20 protein-coding genes and 1 pseudogene are annotated in these 15,485 nt (G+C 33.2%); 9 read left to right on the forward strand and 12 right to left on the reverse strand.

All coding sequences use genetic code 11. The annotated features are described in order from the left end of the window. The first annotated feature begins 222 nt into the window (after positions 1-222). The 4 genes from ACQKP0_RS24525 to ACQKP0_RS24540 all read left to right on the forward strand — a co-directional run bounded on the left by ACQKP0_RS24525 (position 223) and on the right by ACQKP0_RS24540 (position 3,782). Positions 223-678: an AraC family transcriptional regulator gene (locus ACQKP0_RS24525; protein WP_427408431.1), complete on the forward strand. Its 456-nt coding sequence runs from the start codon at positions 223-225 to the stop codon at positions 676-678. Positions 679-880: 202 nt separating this feature from the next. Then, positions 881-1,354, forward strand: a complete 474-nt coding sequence (locus ACQKP0_RS24530; RefSeq protein ID WP_427408432.1) for a DinB family protein — start codon at positions 881-883, stop codon at positions 1,352-1,354. 477 nt (positions 1,355-1,831) lie between these two features. Then, on the forward strand, positions 1,832-2,689 hold the full coding sequence (locus ACQKP0_RS24535; RefSeq protein ID WP_427408433.1) for an aminoglycoside phosphotransferase family protein: 858 nt from the start codon (positions 1,832-1,834) through the stop codon (positions 2,687-2,689). Positions 2,690-3,284: 595 nt separating this feature from the next. Then, a complete protein-coding gene (locus ACQKP0_RS24540) occupies positions 3,285-3,782 on the forward strand; it encodes a DinB family protein (RefSeq protein WP_427408434.1) in 498 nt (165 codons plus the stop codon). Here ACQKP0_RS24540 and ACQKP0_RS24545 read toward each other — a convergent pair. Next, positions 3,782-3,901 (reverse strand): annotated as a pseudogene (locus ACQKP0_RS24545) (transposase); the annotation flags it as partial. The gene ACQKP0_RS24540 and the pseudogene ACQKP0_RS24545 sit on opposite strands and share 1 nt — an antisense overlap. Positions 3,902-4,315: 414 nt before the next feature. Here ACQKP0_RS24545 and ACQKP0_RS24550 point away from each other — a divergent pair. Beyond that, positions 4,316-4,840 (forward strand): GNAT family N-acetyltransferase, encoded by a 525-nt coding sequence (locus ACQKP0_RS24550; protein WP_427408435.1) that lies wholly within the window; start codon positions 4,316-4,318, stop codon positions 4,838-4,840. Positions 4,841-5,136: 296 nt separating this feature from the next. Here the strand turns inward: ACQKP0_RS24550 and ACQKP0_RS24555 are convergent, their stop codons facing one another. The 6 genes from ACQKP0_RS24555 to ACQKP0_RS24580 all read right to left on the reverse strand — a co-directional run bounded on the left by ACQKP0_RS24555 (position 5,137) and on the right by ACQKP0_RS24580 (position 8,757). Continuing rightward, positions 5,137-5,460: a dihydrofolate reductase family protein gene (locus ACQKP0_RS24555; RefSeq protein ID WP_427408453.1), complete on the reverse strand. Its 324-nt coding sequence runs from the start codon at positions 5,458-5,460 to the stop codon at positions 5,137-5,139. A 113-nt stretch (positions 5,461-5,573) separates the two neighbouring features. Then, a complete protein-coding gene (locus ACQKP0_RS24560) occupies positions 5,574-6,182 on the reverse strand; it encodes a class I SAM-dependent methyltransferase (protein ID WP_427408436.1) in 609 nt (202 codons plus the stop codon). Positions 6,183-6,341: 159 nt separating this feature from the next. Further along, positions 6,342-6,860, reverse strand: coding sequence for a GNAT family N-acetyltransferase (locus ACQKP0_RS24565; RefSeq protein ID WP_427408437.1), 519 nt, complete (start codon positions 6,858-6,860; stop codon positions 6,342-6,344). 215 nt (positions 6,861-7,075) lie between these two features. Then, on the reverse strand, positions 7,076-7,711 hold the full coding sequence (locus ACQKP0_RS24570) for a nitroreductase family protein (RefSeq protein WP_427408438.1): 636 nt from the start codon (positions 7,709-7,711) through the stop codon (positions 7,076-7,078). 79 nt (positions 7,712-7,790) lie between these two features. Next, on the reverse strand, positions 7,791-8,222 hold the full coding sequence (locus ACQKP0_RS24575; protein WP_427408439.1) for a MarR family winged helix-turn-helix transcriptional regulator: 432 nt from the start codon (positions 8,220-8,222) through the stop codon (positions 7,791-7,793). 106 nt (positions 8,223-8,328) lie between these two features. Next, positions 8,329-8,757, reverse strand: a complete 429-nt coding sequence (locus ACQKP0_RS24580) for an organic hydroperoxide resistance protein (protein ID WP_427408440.1) — start codon at positions 8,755-8,757, stop codon at positions 8,329-8,331. A 209-nt stretch (positions 8,758-8,966) separates the two neighbouring features. On the opposite strand from ACQKP0_RS24580, the gene ACQKP0_RS24585 reads away from it, so the two are divergent. Then, positions 8,967-9,416 carry a MarR family winged helix-turn-helix transcriptional regulator gene (locus ACQKP0_RS24585; RefSeq protein WP_427408441.1) on the forward strand — a complete coding sequence of 150 codons (450 nt, stop codon included), beginning with the start codon at positions 8,967-8,969 and terminating at the stop codon, positions 9,414-9,416. A gap of 195 nt (positions 9,417-9,611) precedes the next feature. Here the strand turns inward: ACQKP0_RS24585 and ACQKP0_RS24590 are convergent, their stop codons facing one another. Both ACQKP0_RS24590 and ACQKP0_RS24595 read right to left on the reverse strand, forming a co-directional pair. Further along, entirely contained in the window at positions 9,612-10,220 is a 609-nt protein-coding gene (locus ACQKP0_RS24590; protein ID WP_427408442.1) for a histidine phosphatase family protein, read from the reverse strand. A 312-nt stretch (positions 10,221-10,532) separates the two neighbouring features. Beyond that, positions 10,533-11,396, reverse strand: coding sequence for a LysR family transcriptional regulator (locus ACQKP0_RS24595; RefSeq protein WP_427408443.1), 864 nt, complete (start codon positions 11,394-11,396; stop codon positions 10,533-10,535). Positions 11,397-11,508: 112 nt separating this feature from the next. On the opposite strand from ACQKP0_RS24595, the gene ACQKP0_RS24600 reads away from it, so the two are divergent. Beyond that, complete coding sequence (locus ACQKP0_RS24600) at positions 11,509-12,423, forward strand: DMT family transporter (protein WP_427408444.1); 915 nt, start codon at positions 11,509-11,511, stop codon at positions 12,421-12,423. A gap of 162 nt (positions 12,424-12,585) precedes the next feature. On the opposite strand, the gene ACQKP0_RS24605 is transcribed toward ACQKP0_RS24600, so the two are convergent. After that, positions 12,586-13,572 carry a 3-oxoacyl-[acyl-carrier-protein] synthase III C-terminal domain-containing protein gene (locus tag ACQKP0_RS24605; RefSeq protein WP_427408445.1) on the reverse strand — a complete coding sequence of 329 codons (987 nt, stop codon included), beginning with the start codon at positions 13,570-13,572 and terminating at the stop codon, positions 12,586-12,588. Positions 13,573-13,700: 128 nt separating this feature from the next. Beyond that, entirely contained in the window at positions 13,701-14,066 is a 366-nt protein-coding gene (locus ACQKP0_RS24610) for a hypothetical protein (RefSeq protein ID WP_427408446.1), read from the reverse strand. 213 nt (positions 14,067-14,279) lie between these two features. Between ACQKP0_RS24610 and ACQKP0_RS24615 the strand changes: the two genes are divergently transcribed. Further along, a complete protein-coding gene (locus tag ACQKP0_RS24615) occupies positions 14,280-14,438 on the forward strand; it encodes a hypothetical protein (RefSeq protein ID WP_427408447.1) in 159 nt (52 codons plus the stop codon). Positions 14,439-14,715: 277 nt separating this feature from the next. On the opposite strand, the gene ACQKP0_RS24620 is transcribed toward ACQKP0_RS24615, so the two are convergent. Continuing rightward, entirely contained in the window at positions 14,716-14,847 is a 132-nt protein-coding gene (locus ACQKP0_RS24620; protein ID WP_427408448.1) for a hypothetical protein, read from the reverse strand. 145 nt (positions 14,848-14,992) lie between these two features. Here ACQKP0_RS24620 and ACQKP0_RS24625 point away from each other — a divergent pair, with 145 nt between their 5' ends. Then, complete coding sequence (locus ACQKP0_RS24625; protein ID WP_427408449.1) at positions 14,993-15,136, forward strand: hypothetical protein; 144 nt, start codon at positions 14,993-14,995, stop codon at positions 15,134-15,136. The last annotated feature ends 349 nt before the right edge of the window (positions 15,137-15,485 follow it).

Here is a 15,485-nt window from a genome sequence, read left to right on the forward strand (position 1 = left end):
TTACTATGTAGTAGTGATATTACTACCTACCATTAAAAATAATTATCAGATTTTTGTCAATAATTGAACGGGAAATTTCAAGTAAAATACTTTTATAAGTAGGAAAATTACTATTTAAAACTTTTTTGGAAAATTTTTAAAAATATAATGTATATATTTTTAAAGCATGCTACATTCGAACTGTATCAATCAAAAATAACAGAAGAAAGGAAGAATAAAATCATGAAATTTAAAGTCGAAACACTACCAAACTATCGTATCGCTTATATGCGACGAGTTGGTCCATATGGTCCCGCCAATATTGAAGTAATGGAGAAGTTAAAAAAATGGGCTAAGGAGAAAAATCTTCTTGAATCGGCAATTTTACTTGCAATTCCACAAGATAACCCTGAAAAAACACTTCCTGAAAACTGCAGATATGATGCATGTATTGTCATTTCAAAGGATTATCAATTGGATGATTCAATTTGTGAAACTGAACTCTCTAGTGGAAAATATGCTATTTTCAAAGTCAAACATACAGCAGAAGATATTCAAAAAGCATATACTGATATTTTTCCATCTCTACAAAGCAACGGATATCAAATTGATAACAAACCCATTATGGAAAGATACACTGTTGATATGGTTAATAACCATTATTGCGAAATATGCGTACCAGTGGAATTTGACAATTAAGTTATGTCCTAACATGTTCTGAAAAACTATTATTTTACTTGTAGTGCAAACTGGGTGAACGGACTTATTACTCACATTTTAATATTAAAGCAGGAAATATAGTGTTTAAGACAGAATTATGTAAAAGAAAATAGATTGTAAAAAACACACCTAAATAAATCAAGAATTACCGATTAAGAAATTTTAAAAGGAGAGCAAGAAGATGGATGTATTCGTTAACCAGTTTGAGTGGATACGACGCACCAGGGAATCATTATTTAGTTATTGCGAAACCGTATCTCCATCAGATTATGTTAAAGAACTTGAAACCTTTGGAGGAGATTCTATTCGCAGTCTGCATGCCCATGTTGCCGATTGTTATCGGGTATGGTTGGGGAGTCGAGCTCTTGGTAAATCACTTCCCAAAATATCACCAGATTCCATTAACAGTGTTCAGGAGATGCGTGAAGTTTTTAGGAAAACTGATGACCTTGTTCAAGAATTTCTGAATGAATTTATAGGTAAATGGGATAACACCGTTCAAGTATACTTTGAGGAGGGTGGAATTGCGAAGATATCTTCATTATGGCTTTTTACGCATACCATCACACACGAATTTCACCATAAAGGACAAATTGTAAAAATAGGCAGACAACTAGGATATATCCCCCCAGATACGGATCTCATCGGGTCTTAAAGAATTCACTTAAATACAATACGCTCAATTGCCATTTTGACAGCATTTTTTTGTTATTCGACTAACGTGGCAGTTTAGCATTAAGAAAATAGATACACATAAATTGATATACAAACAAATAATATAATAAAGGAAATGACAGAATGTGGAGGGAACGTGACCGGAACGATAATATCTATTGCGTTCATTGTTTTACTTTTCTTTCATCGCCTAGCAAAAGTACAAATAAGCACAAGAGGCCATAGAAACAGTGGAAAGGTCGAAAAAATTGGTCATTTTGTTGAGTGAGTAAAATTTGTTCAATTTTGTAAAAGTGAGGGAATGCTTATGTCATCTTATATCTTTGAAAACGCGTTACATGGGGAAAATGCTCATGTTGACCCCTTGGAGGTGTTTGAGGGTTTACAGTGGGATATGGCTGGGGTAAAACCCGCAAACTTTTATAATGGTAACTAATACAATTAGTTTGGAGGACTTATGAATATAAGTGTAGAGTTAGTCGAGAATTTAATTTCAGAACAATTTCCTCAATGGAAAGATTTAAAAATTGAGCCAGTCAAAAACAGCGGGCATGATAATCGTACATTTCATTTGGGTGAAAAAATGACTGTACGATTGCCTAGTGGAAAAGCATATGAACCACAAGTTCAAAAAGAAGCAAAATGGTTACCCATATTAGCAAAGAACTTAACTCTTCCTATTACTGAACCTATGGCAAAAGGGCATCCAACTACGGAATATCCTTTCGAGTGGTCTGTTAATAAATGGTTATCAGGGGATACAGTTAATAAAAATAATGTTAATTTATCTTTATTTGCGGAAGAATTAGCGAAATTTTTATTAGAATTTGAAAGAATTAATGCCTCAAATGGACCAATCGCTGGTCCTCATAATTTTTATAGGGGTGGAGATTTAAGTGTCTATGACTCTGAAACAAAGGAAGCTTTAATTAAACTTGAAGGAAAAATTAATATAGAAAAGTGTCAGTTGATTTGGCAGCAAGCTCTCTTAAGTAAATGGGAAAGTGAGCTTGTATGGGTACATGGAGATATAGCTCCAGGAAACTTATTGGTTCAAAATGGACATCTGGCAGGTGTTATTGATTTTGGAATCTTAGGTACAGGAGATCCTTCTTGTGATCTAGCAATGGCATGGACATTTTTTGATAAAGATAGTCGAGAAGTATTTATTAAAAGTATGAATTTAGATGAAGGTACCTGGAATCGTGCTAAAGGTTGGGCATTATGGAAGGCATTAATTACTTACAATAGCCTTGATAAAAAATTAAGTGAAAACGCTCGTTATACTGTTAATGCAATTCTAAATGATGTGTAAATCCTACATAAGGATGTTAGATTTATATTTGAGGTTATTTGTAGAACAAATAAGGATAGAGTGAGAGTATTTTCTACTGCTCACCTATCCTTTGGGATTTTTCCCTTATAATGTCTGACATGAAATACAAATTAACTGTTGATAAGGGTGATAAACAATATCTTTTGCAATCGAAGGATTATCACTAATGGTGATAGGAAGAAAATGGGGAAACCTAAGGAATTAAAACTGGATGAGTCGAATAAATTATAGTGAGCTTGGTTTTGTTGTATTTTCAAAATAAATGATTGGAGGATTTGACTGAGAACATCTTTTCGTTATATGGTCGACAGTAGCAAATGAAGATGATTTTGATGCGTATGAATGGCTGTTTTCGAAATCGATTGAGGATTATTGTTATCGTCACCCGGAAGATTAGGATTACCCTGCAATGGTGGTGAGAATTAGAAGTTGGAGAGAAATGATCTCCAAAATGGAAGGGACACACTTGGTTCTGGTTTATACCTTTTTAGGAACGATTAATTTATACTATATTCGGATTTTTCATATCTTTTAACCTTGAAAGATTACACTAAACATTGAGGAGATTGGTATTATGCAAGTTGTAGCCAAAATGTTTTTAGAACAACTCGACATGCATTGTTATAATAATGAGTGGTTTGCATCCATGGATCAGGCGCTTCATGGAGTCACCGCAGCTGAGGCAGCATGGACAAGTTCGGAGATCAGCAATTCGGTTTGGCAGATTGTCAACCACTTGATATTTTGGAATGAAGACGTGATCCATCGAATTAAGGGCACAGAGAATCCGCATAAAGCAGAAGACAATGATGAAACCTTTGGAAATCCGGAGGATCCAGAAGACGAAATTGGGTGGGCCCAGACAGTGCAGCGCCTTTATGAAGTCGTGAATAAATTAAAAACGGTCATAGCAGACCTTGACGATGAAAAGTTATCAGCTCCGTATGCACCTAACAGTTACTCTATTGAGCGTTTACTCAGCAATATCATGATGCACGATACGTATCATCTCGGCCAAATTGTTCTGTTGCGGAAGTTACAATCCTCTTGGAGTGGCGTTGATTGGTCCTAACGAAATGAATGAGCTGTTTCCGTTAATGCAGAACTTAAATACTTGTTTCCTTTTTTGGTCTTGACCGATTTCCTCTTACCTGCACTTTCATTCTGTTTTGGTACAAGGCCTGAAGTGGATCCTTTTACAGGTACACACGGTAACTTGGAGTTTAAAAATACCTGTATAAAAGATCCCGATGGATATAACATCGTATTAGGATCAATGCGTGAAGTATAGAATGGGATTTAAATAGAAAGTTTATATTATATTTTTTTATTATCCTTTATTCTGTTCGGTATAAACCTTATGGGACCATTAACTGTAACAAAGAGTGTTTCTGTTATTTTGGCATCCCAATTACTTCTTTGATTTTGGGAACCAAACAGTTTGTCAACAAATGTACTTAAAGGGTAGCGTTAATTAAGAAGGATTAACGCTTTTTTTGTTGAAGTTATTAAGCTAACGAAGCAATTCAAAAAGAATATGAAATCTTATGTAAGGATATATACATAAAATTAATGTATTTCAATGCTTATTTAAGGGGTGGTAGAATGTTTCCTATGCTTGAAACGGAACGATTAGTGTTAAGGGAATTAGTTGAAAATGATGCTCAAGATATATTAAAGTGCTTTTCGAATGATGATGTATTACGTTATTACGGTCAGAAACCTCTAACAAGTATAGAGCAGGTAAAACAAATCATTAAAAATTTCGCAGGACAATTCAAAGAAAAAAATGGAGTGAAATGGGGCATTGAACTAAAAGAAACAGGCATAATGATTGGCACTATTGGTTTGCAAGAGTGGTCACTTGAGCATAAAAGAGCGAACATAAGCTATGCACTTTTCCCAGAAAAATGGGGTAATGGATACGCTAGTGAAGCTGTTGATAAAGTGATTTCTTATGGGTTTCAAGAACTTGGATTAGAGCGTATAGGTGCAGTTGTTTTTGTTGAAAATATAGCTTCGAGTCAGTTATTAATAAAATTAGGGTTTACAAAGGAAGGTACGCTAAAAAAGTATATGTATCAAAATGATATATCATATGATACGGATGTTTACTCACTGTTAAAGTAAAGAAACAGGCTTACTGATTTTTTTCAATACCAATAATCTAAAATGCTATTGGTACTAAACTATCGGGTGGCGTTAGTTGAAGAAGAATTAATCGATTTACATGTTAAAGTTCAACATAGTATATAATACAATCTCATCAAAAAAAGCTGGTTCTCCTTAGTGTAAGGGGAATCAGCTTTTCCATCATGTTAAATAATGCCCACCATTATTACTTGTTTTTTTGTGCTTCACCATATCGATTATCAACAATTGATACAAGCCACCCTTAGTTGAAGAAAAATCTTACTCATCATCAATCATTTTCTCACTTTATAATAAAGCCATACAGCTCCTTTACCAACCTGCTTCATATTAATTAAATCTAGTTTGGTCACATCATCCAAAGTTTTTAAACTCTCGCAATCAAAAATGGAAGGAGTATTTCTCCCCCCTATTGCTATAGGTGAAATAACAAAGCTAATCTCGTCAATTAATCCTTGTCTTAAAAAAGCTCCATTTATGGCTCCGCCACCGCTTAGCCCTAATCTTCTAAATCCCATTTTATATAGTTTATGCAAAGCAAGAGGTATGTCAATATACCTTCCTGTACCTGCAGAAATGTAATTAAACTTGTTTATTATTTTAAAATAATCTAAAAAATTATGTCAGTGTTTTTTCTACATAACAGCTACGTAAGTAAAAAAGCGTTCCTGCTAATTAGAAACCCACCGTTCGTTTAATAAGAATCGCACTGTTACTTAGAGGGTCTTGCCTGTATTAAATAGAGGATATCTGACCAATAACGTTCGATATGATCGACCTGGAGATTAGATTTTTCAATTATCTTATCGATCTTTCTATTACAATGACACCCAGATATTTTAGTATATAGGGGGTCAATCATTTTTTGAGTAAAGGATAGTAATGGATTAGAGCTCAGACCATGTTCCATTAACAATATAATCCCATCCTCACGGCACCAATTATTAAATTTATTTAATGTTGCAATTGGGTCAGGATAACTGCAAAGTGATAGGGTTGATACGATACAATCATAAGAATTGTGTTCTACAACCAACTCATCAATATCTTCCTGTATAAATTCTGCTTTCACCTGAAAAATTGATGCTGCTCTTTTAGCACTCTTAATCATCTCCGAACTAAAATCAACTCCGGTTACCTCAACATTATTCCTATCATAGTAAGGAAAGTTCGCCCCAGCTCCAACTCCGACCTCTAAGACTTTTCCATATGCGTTTTTTATTATTTTATTTCTCCATCCTGCAAGTTTTTGATTAGTACGATTATTTTCATACGTTTTTACCTGTTTATCATATTTTTTAATTAGCTTTTCTTTTTTCATTTGCTCACTTCCTGAAAGATTGAATATTAAACTCTGTTGATTTCAGTGACATTTGGTTGTTGAAAAGTAATAATATCAATTATATGGTTCAGACAAGGAATTTGATAAACTACAATTTGAATGCTTTTAAAGTCCCTAAAAAAGATGAGTTACATTAAATTACTCTAATGACCAATGATAATAAATAAAGTCATAATTTTCATCATCTATTTCATTTATTGAATGGTTATGTGGGTTAACAACTTTAAAGCCATTCTTTTCTAATACTTTTTGAGAACCAACATTATCTGTAGTTGTTTTTGCTGATAACTGTGTTATTGACTTTTCTCGAATAAGCATCTCTTTTAGTATATTTAATGCTTGACTTGCAATCCCCTTTCTAGTGTACGAAGAGCCTATTCTATAACCAAGGTACCCATGACCGTTGGTTCGATCAATATCAACAATATTAATCCTTCCAAGAATTGAACCTTCCACATTCTTGATTAAGTAAAAATACGAATCTCCTTTATTTTGTTCATCTATTAATGAGTCTAAGATAATTAAAAACTTATTAAAATCGTAATAATCATTACTTCTTGGTGGTACTGATTTCTCAAAGAAGTCTTTGTTCTCGCGTTCAAATTCAAACAAGACATTCGCATCACTTTTGGACAATTTTTCTACCAATAGTTCCATACCCTTTTACTCCAATTCTCTTAATTATTTTTAAAACTAGTTAGAATATATATATTATTATTCTCTTTTTTATTGTCGATTACCTTTTTTCGTAAATTAACAGTAAAAAAAGAGACAGAAAGTACGATGACCTTCTGTCTCTACGCTTTGTTGTATTAGTTTAGTATAGTTAATGGATACTCTTATGTTTTTGTTGTCGTTTATTTGTATCTTAATTAAATAAAACGTGCTACTTGTTCTAATGGCAGACGTGATGACCCATATGCAGGAGCAGCGGCTTCACCAATGGCAATTAGTAGAATAGGTATTTCATTTTGAGGAAGGTTAAATTTTTCAGCAAATTTAACTTTGTCAAACCCACCCATTGGTACTGTGTCATAACCCATATCTTTTGCTAAGAGCATAATTTGCATCGATACTAGCCCTGCATCAAAATGAACAAGATTTTTTAAAACATCCTTTGGTAAATTGCTATATAATTCAAGCGAATTTTTAATCATAAAATCAGATACTTCTCGAGGCATATAACCTAGTTCATAATTGGCATCATAAATTTGTTCGGCATTTTCATACATGTTAAGATCACCGAGTACAGCAATAATCGCTGATGATGTCTCTACTTGCTCCTGATCATTGGCAATCGCACGCAGTTCTTTTTTCACTTGCTGATCCTGGATTACAAGGAATCGCCAAGGTTGCATATTACTTGATGAAGGTGCAATAATCGCTTGTTCCAGTAAATATTTTAACCTTTCTTGTGGGATGACAACCCCTTCTTTATAGTTACGTACTGATTTACGTGCGTGCATTACTTGTTCTACTGCTGTTTGTGTTGTTTGTGTCACTGGCATCAAAGATACCCCTTTCTAGTTGTATTAGATAATATAAAAATGTTCAATTGCTACAATCAGTCCGAGTACTGTTGAGTAATTATTTCAGTATATCTGCGTTACGATTAAGCTTTTTTACTAAGATTTGCAGTTGTTTCATCTCTTGCTCTGTAAAACCACCAAACAATTCATCCATGAAGCGTTTTTTATCTAAATAACAATTTCCCAAAATATCTTTACCTGCCTCTGTAATTTGCACTATCACTTCTCGATTATTTTGTTCATTGCGATTACGAGTGACAAACCCTTTTTCCTCAAGGATTTTTAAGTGTCTCGTTATTGCAGCTTGATCTATCTTTAACTCATGTTGTAACCCCATTTGAGAAAGTCGGCCTTTTTCAAATAATGTAAACAAGATTTCATATCTCGTTAAGCTAATGCCTGTTCGCTTTTCAAAATGCTGAGTTACATGGATATCAATATTTTTGATCATGAGGAAAATTTGTTTCATTTCCTGATGAGAAATTTGCATACGTTTTGACACCTCCACACATGATTAATCAATAGTTGACAAGTCAATTATAAGACACAGAAATCCATATTCAAAATGATTGAACTTATTCCCTAATGAAGAAAACCTAAACTGCTTCACATTCCAGTATGACGTCGATATTTCCTCGTGTTGCTTTTGAATAAGGACAGAAGCTATGTGCTTTATGGACAAGATCTTCAAGAACACCCTGTTCGATTCCGATTCCTCTTACATGAAGCGTTACCCCTAACTTAAATCCTTTATCACTCTCATCTTTAAGTAAGCTAACATTAGCAGTGACTTCGGAATCAAATTTAACACGTTCTTTACGTGCTATAACTTGTAGAGCACTATCAAAACAAGCAGAGTAGCCTGCAGCGAATAATTGCTCAGGGTTAGTTGCTGTAGGAATTGACTTTGCACGTGGCGTTCCTGGCATCGCAACATCTAAATTAATTTTCCCATCTTCTGACTGAACGCGTCCTTCTCTTCCACCTACTGCGGAAGCACTTGATGTAAATAATATATCTGACATAAACAAAACTCCTTTTTGTTTAATTTTGTAAAATTATATTTTGCACAACTTAATTTGTGTTGGCTTTATATTAAAATAGATTAATTACATTGTCAACAATTTAATTTTGTAAAATATAAATAGAGGTCATCTTGAATTAATTTATTGCATACGTTATAATTTTGTAAATTTAAATTGTGCACAATAGCTATAGAAAGAGGAATCAAAAAATGACGAAACTCCCTAACTTATCTTTAGATAAACATCTTTGTTTTTCTTTATACGCAGCCTCAAGAGCGATTTTACGACTTTATAGACCATATCTCGATGAAATCGAACTTACTTATCCCCAATATTTAGTATTAATGGTATTATGGGAGCAAAATGAAGTGACGGTTAAATCATTAGGAGAACGGTTAGACCTTGACTCTGGAACGCTAACACCCATGTTAAAAAGAATGGAAACAAGAGGGCTTTTAAAACGTCAACGTGCTGAGGATGATGAACGTGTAGTAATTATTCGCTTAACAGAGGAAGGCAAAGCCCTAAAAGACAAAGCAACTTGTATACCTAAATCTCTTCTAGAAAGCACTGGATTATCTGAGAAAGAAGTTGAGGAGTTTAACGGAACGGTTAAAAAAATATTATCAGTTGTTAATGCAGTTACAAAAGATCAGTGATATAAGTATATAAACAAGACTCATTCAACCTTAGGATACTATACACCGAATGAATTTGAGCAATTGTATAGAAATTCTGCAGATTGATTTTACCTTCATAAAAAAGTTTAAATGCGAATTTAATTTATACTTTTTTATGAAGGCCACCAAGCGAAAGGCGGTAGAAAAATCTGTGCCTATTTTCTTGACGAAGTATCAAAATTCATCGTATTCATAACAAAATCTTTCAATATTATTATTAGTCAATTTAAAGAAAGTATTTTGAGATACCTCCAACCTTAATGCTTGATCTTTTTCTAAATTTCGGTAAACTCCTCTTATTATTCTACCTGTTAGTCCGTGCGATACAGCGATGACTTTCTTTTTCTCCCTTATACTTCCTAACCATTCTGATACTCTCTTCACAACTGAATCATAGCTTTCGCCATCTGGAGAATTGAAATACCAATTGTAGTTATCGGTATTTTCAAGCAATTCTTGCCATGAAGATTCAATTTCTTGTGTAGTTAAGCCCGCCCAAGAACCTACTGAAACCTCTGTTAATCGGCTATCAGTAGTCACTTTATTAAAATCATATCCAAATACTTTACATATAATTTCTGTACTTTGTATAGCCCTTCCTAATGGGCTCGAAATAATTTCCCATTCATTAGGCTCATCAATGACAAGTTTTAATAGCCTTGATATATTTTTCACTTGTTCGATTCCGTCATCAGTTAATGGTGAATCAAGTTCTCCTTGGTATCTCCCTTGTGTATTTAAAACTGTTTCCCCATGTCTAATTAAATAGATTGTTTGCTCCAAATTGCCATCCTCCGTCTTGTAAAAAATTAACAGTTTCATATGAAGTCTACCAATATAGTATCTTATTACTATAAAATTATTCCATTTTTTGCAACTAAGCTGCCCTTCAATAAGAAAATATGCATTTCTAGTTAACCGTACGTGCGGTTTTCACAGCATACGGTGTTCCAACTAATCCAATTCATTCAATATTCTATGTATATTAATGAAGTGAAATTATATTTCAAAGTCAGATTGTTTCATTATTGCACTGTTTTCGGAATTTCTAGTGTTGCTTTGTAAATAAGTTTAGTTAAAATTCATAAGCAACAGTTAAAAAAGCTTTTTCGCTGTATCAATAAATAATTGAGCAGCTAAAGAGGTATCACCTAAAGAAGGAACAGCAAGATTGATTTCTCTCAAAATGTTTGGCTGTACGTCACGAATTTGTACATTTGGCGGTAGAGTTGTTAATGACAATTCTGAAATGATCGCTACACCTAAACCTTCTTGTATCATATTTAATAATGCATTTGTATTATGCACAACAAATTTTACTTTGAGAGTTGTTTTTGTCTCTTCAAATATATGAACGATTGGCAATTCATTTCCGCCTTTACAAATAATAAGAGGGACTTGATCCAAATCATTGATATGAATATGGGCTTTTTTTTGTAAAGGATGATCGTCTCGTAATACAGCAATCATCTTATCTTGATAAAATGGAATCATTTCCAATTCTTCATTAGAAGAATTGATAATACCAACATCTATAACTCTGGATACAAGCCATTCTTCTACTTGATTCATGATTCCTTCATAAAGCTCAAACTGTAAATTTGGATACTTTTGTTCGATCGCCCGAAGGATTTTTGGTAAGAAAAATGCAGATGCAGTTGGAAAGGCACCGATACGAATGGTTCCGATTTCAAGTCCTTTTTCAGCAGCTATTTCCTGCTCCATCTTTTCAAATCCTTGCAAAATTTCACGAATTTGAATAAGCAGACGCTTGCCAACATCAGTTAGCATAATGCCGTTTTTTCGATCACGAATAATAAGTTTCACGTCCAATTCAGCTTCGAGATTAGAGATGGCACGGCTAACAGCAGGCTGAGTCATATGAAGAACCTTCCCTGCCTTTGTGAAACTACCTGTTTCAGCAACTTTTAAAAATATGGTTAGTTGTGTAATTGTCATAACCTTTTTGGTATGCTCCTTATAAAAAACATGCATTTTATTTATATCTATAATTAATATAACATAGTAGAGTGATTTCTAATCATACAAAGTGATAAGGAGTGACATAAAAATGAAGCGTTTTGCTAATAAACAAACAATGATCCTTCTCATATTTCTTGTCTTTATGTGGGGATTGAATTGGCCTTTAACTAAGATTGGGCTGTTGTATGCGCCACCGCTTTTATTTGCAGGAATTCGAACATTTATAGGTGGGCTTGTACTACTTCTGTTTGCCCTTCCGCGATATAAACAGTTACATTTTCAGCAAACTTGGCATATTTATTTTATTTCTGCTGTGTTAAATATTGTTTTATATTATGGTTTAATGACCTTCGGACTTAAGTATATGCCAGCAGGGTTATTTTCAGCAATTGTCTTTCTTCAACCAGTTTTACTCGGTATTTTCTCTTGTATGTGGTTAGGTGAATCAATGTTTACATTAAAAGTAATTGGTTTAATATTAGGGTTTTTAGGTGTTGCTATCATTAGTATAGCGGGTATAACGAGCCATGCTTCCATACTTGGTATCATACTAGCTTTAGGTACTGCCTTTGCTTGGACTTTTGGTACGTTGTATATGAAGAAAACAAGTGGTGCAGTAGATTCATTTTGGACGGTTTCACTTCAACTTATAATAGGTGGGCTATTCTTAATAGGGTCAGGTTCTATCATGGAAAGTTGGTCAAATATCATTTGGAATCCTACATTTATTTGCAATCTATTATTCATCGCAATTTTTGTTATAGCTTTCGGATGGCTAACTTATTTTATATTGATTGGCTCTGGAGAAGCAAGTAAAGTAGGAGCTTATACATTTATGATTCCGGTTATTTCAAATATAGTGAGTATTATATTTTTACATGAGAAAGTCACGATGAATCTAATAGTAGGATTACTTCTTATATTTATAAGCATTGCTTTTGTTAATAGAAAACCATCGCATATCGGGAAAGAAGGAGCAACCGTACCGGGAAGTGCAAAATAACTTTCCATTAAGTGTATTTTGAAAACACAGAGATTTTTCACCTCTGTGTTTCTTCAAGTTTTTTTTGATGGACTGTTCGATAAAGAGAACCTTGTGATTTTCAGTTCCTTCTACAATTTCTTTAATGGCATCATTGAACAAATTTTTTGTTTTAGGTATTTACTAATATTTAAATAACATTGCAATAAATTGATGTCCAGCACCTACAGTCCAGAATAGAACATGATCTCCGCGTTTTATGCGTCCGTCTTTTATTCCTTGATAAAAAGCAATAAATGGGCTACTTGTACCTGTATAAGCAAAACGATCACCAATATAGATGACTTTATTCTCTTCAATGCCAAAGTGTTCTTGGATTTTAATTTTATCGTTCAAGGTAAATTGAGAAAGACAGAACGCACTAATATCTGAAATCTCTAATTGATGTTTAGATAATAGATCATGAATTAAATCACAAGTGATAGGTGTGCCAAAGCTTGCATCAAATAGTTCAAAATGAACGAACTTAGAATCGGAACTTCCTCTAAGAGTTTTTGTTAGCCCATTTTCTGGAAAAATAATTTTATCTATATTTTTTGTAAAAACATGATATTTTGCATCAATAAATCCTGTATCTTCTTCTGTCTTTTCTAATATTACTGCACATGCAGCATCTCCGTATAGAGCATATGTAATTTCTTCTTCTGGATTGGCTACCAGTGATAAATAATCTGATCCTACCACTAATGCGGTACTTATATCATCATTTGATAACATGTATCGACATGCTTGCTCTACAGCAATGGTCATACCAGCACAGTTTCCGTTGCTATCAATAGAGATAGTATTTTCTTTTGCTCCAATCGCATCGTGAACATATAATGCGTTCGTAGGGAAAGTCATTTCAGGAACTTGTGTTGAAAATACAATGTAGTCAATATCTTTTCCGCTCATATTCGCTTTTTTAAGTACACGTTTGGCAGATTCAATGCCCATTGTCAATCCATTTTCCGTATCGTTATCAATAATATAGCGTTCCTTTTTTCCCATTACTTCTAAAAATTCCGTGATGTCTTTACCTTTTTCTTTAAAGTGTTGGATGTAATGATCGTTGTTCACAACATTTTCCGGATGATAAATTTCTACTTCTTTTATTTTAATACTTGTCATTTTGTATTTTTAACCTCTTTTCTATGATGAAAATCTATAATATGTTCAAGAAATGTGTTTTTTAAATCATTATCCTTCTTTTTAAAAACGAAAAGACCCCATGGGAAGATCAGGGCCTTTATATGTAATTATAGTTCGATAATCTCATAGTTTGGTAAATCAATATTTTTAGCGATTCTGTTTAATTGCATTTTTATTATTGGATTTTTAATTATTTTAAATTCAATTTTCCCGAATCCAGAAGTCTTATATAGTTCGTAAGACTTAGTTAATAGAGGAATCATATCTTGCTTTATTACCTGCATATCAGTGCAATCTATATCTAATGTATAATCTTTAGCTGATATGGAATTAACTTGTTTTTGATAATCTGTGTGAAATTGAACTGCTTGTTCTGGTGTAAAAACACCCTTTACATCAATATTCATTAACTTTTTGATGTTATTTACGTCAATTATGTATCCGCCTTTTTCTGTCATGTTTTTAATTTCCATTTTGGAACATCCCCTCTGTATTTTATTATCCTTATTAATATCGGTTAATGAACATAAATATTAACTAATAATTACAAACGTTATTTTATCGATATCTCATAATCAACCTTTTTTCTGAACGAATTATATGTGATATTCGTTCAAATCCTGAGGATAAACCTAGTGTATTTGTAAATAATAAGATTGTTAAACAATAATCTGAGGAGGACTTGTATGCAACAGGGTCAACAAGCTAAAGAGAATTTGGGTTCTATTGCGAAACCAGAATTTTCCGGAACTGATGCACAAAAAGTAAAACAAGAAATTCAAAAAGATGTAAGCTCAGGTCAAGGTGCAATGACTTCACGAGAGGCAGGAGCAATGCGCGATTAAAAAAATCACTCAGAGTAACAGATTCCGTTTTCGAGTACAAAATATAAATTATCATAAGAAAAGGGACATCAAATCGCAACGATTTGGTTGTCCTTCTTTTTGTTGTTATTGAAGGATTTCTAATAAAATTAGAAAACTTTTGGTATGCAAAATCACACCTAAAAAGGTTGTGTTACAGAACTTTCTGTAACGGTGATAATTAATAAGCCTTTATATGCTCCATTTCGGTTCTGTTATGGTATTTGTGAAAAAATGTACTTTCATTTAAAGAACTTTATTATTCCTGAACAATAAGTTGAATGGCTTTTTCCTTAGCCCATCTAGTTGACCTACTTTTACATAAACTAGATATTTTATCTGCCAGTGTTTCTACAATTACCTCTAAAATATCTTCAGATGACGGAAACACTGAAAAAGTTAATATAAAAGGGTAATTACGTTATTTGAAGCTTTACATTCTCCTATGGTAGTTATTTTTGTAGTGATGGATGCAAATGATTTTGACAGGGGTAAAAACACTAAACTGAAACTAAAGAACTTTCAATAAATCCTTATTGTATAGGTTAAACAATCAAATAAAACCATATATTTTTCCCGAAGATAACGAAGAAGGAATATATAAAACACATAGATTTACACTAAAATGTAAAACAATTGACTTCAAATACATTCCTTTGCTAAAAGCAATTGGTTTATGACTGTTATAGGGGGAGGAGTAATAAGGATAAGTTCCATAGACTATGTAGACTTAATAAGTGGTATACTTGTCGGCATTGCACTTATGATGTTTATTGTTGTACAACAATTTCTTGTGAAAAAAAATAGATTTAAATAAGTGAATACTTTATCAATTACTTTGGAATTTATCCAAACTTTATTTTAAAGTCATAGACTGAATGATCTTTTTAAATTCGACACCAAAGAAGCAATAAAATAGGAGCTGATTTTTTGAGTTTAATAGCAATAGGTAAGACTTTGATGTAATCTCCATCTTTTCCCCTGCTCCACACCCAACGTGCGATTTTCACCGCATTAGGCGTTCCATCT

This window comes from Heyndrickxia sp. NPDC080065 (assembly GCF_050281185.1).
Classification (GTDB): Bacteria; Bacillota; Bacilli; order Bacillales; family Bacillaceae_C; genus Heyndrickxia.

Bases quoted from the DNA above. Each gene is read 5' to 3' on its own strand.
- ACQKP0_RS24525 (WP_427408431.1), top strand. From the start codon at position 223: ATGAAATTTAAAGTCGAAACACTACCAAACTATCGTATCGCTTATATG.
- ACQKP0_RS24530 (WP_427408432.1), top strand. From the start codon at position 881: ATGGATGTATTCGTTAACCAGTTTGAGTGGATACGACGCACCAGGGAA.
- ACQKP0_RS24535 (WP_427408433.1), top strand. From the start codon at position 1,832: ATGAATATAAGTGTAGAGTTAGTCGAGAATTTAATTTCAGAACAATTT.
- ACQKP0_RS24540 (WP_427408434.1), top strand. From the start codon at position 3,285: ATGCAAGTTGTAGCCAAAATGTTTTTAGAACAACTCGACATGCATTGT.
- ACQKP0_RS24550 (WP_427408435.1), top strand. From the start codon at position 4,316: ATGTTTCCTATGCTTGAAACGGAACGATTAGTGTTAAGGGAATTAGTT.
- ACQKP0_RS24560 (WP_427408436.1), bottom strand. From the start codon at position 6,182: ATGAAAAAAGAAAAGCTAATTAAAAAATATGATAAACAGGTAAAAACG.
- ACQKP0_RS24565 (WP_427408437.1), bottom strand. From the start codon at position 6,860: ATGGAACTATTGGTAGAAAAATTGTCCAAAAGTGATGCGAATGTCTTG.
- ACQKP0_RS24570 (WP_427408438.1), bottom strand. From the start codon at position 7,711: ATGCCAGTGACACAAACAACACAAACAGCAGTAGAACAAGTAATGCAC.
- ACQKP0_RS24575 (WP_427408439.1), bottom strand. From the start codon at position 8,222: ATGCAAATTTCTCATCAGGAAATGAAACAAATTTTCCTCATGATCAAA.
- ACQKP0_RS24580 (WP_427408440.1), bottom strand. From the start codon at position 8,757: ATGTCAGATATATTATTTACATCAAGTGCTTCCGCAGTAGGTGGAAGA.
- ACQKP0_RS24585 (WP_427408441.1), top strand. From the start codon at position 8,967: ATGACGAAACTCCCTAACTTATCTTTAGATAAACATCTTTGTTTTTCT.
- ACQKP0_RS24595 (WP_427408443.1), bottom strand. From the start codon at position 11,396: ATGACAATTACACAACTAACCATATTTTTAAAAGTTGCTGAAACAGGT.
- ACQKP0_RS24600 (WP_427408444.1), top strand. From the start codon at position 11,509: ATGAAGCGTTTTGCTAATAAACAAACAATGATCCTTCTCATATTTCTT.
- ACQKP0_RS24605 (WP_427408445.1), bottom strand. From the start codon at position 13,572: ATGACAAGTATTAAAATAAAAGAAGTAGAAATTTATCATCCGGAAAAT.
- ACQKP0_RS24610 (WP_427408446.1), bottom strand. From the start codon at position 14,066: ATGGAAATTAAAAACATGACAGAAAAAGGCGGATACATAATTGACGTA.
- ACQKP0_RS24615 (WP_427408447.1), top strand. From the start codon at position 14,280: ATGCAACAGGGTCAACAAGCTAAAGAGAATTTGGGTTCTATTGCGAAA.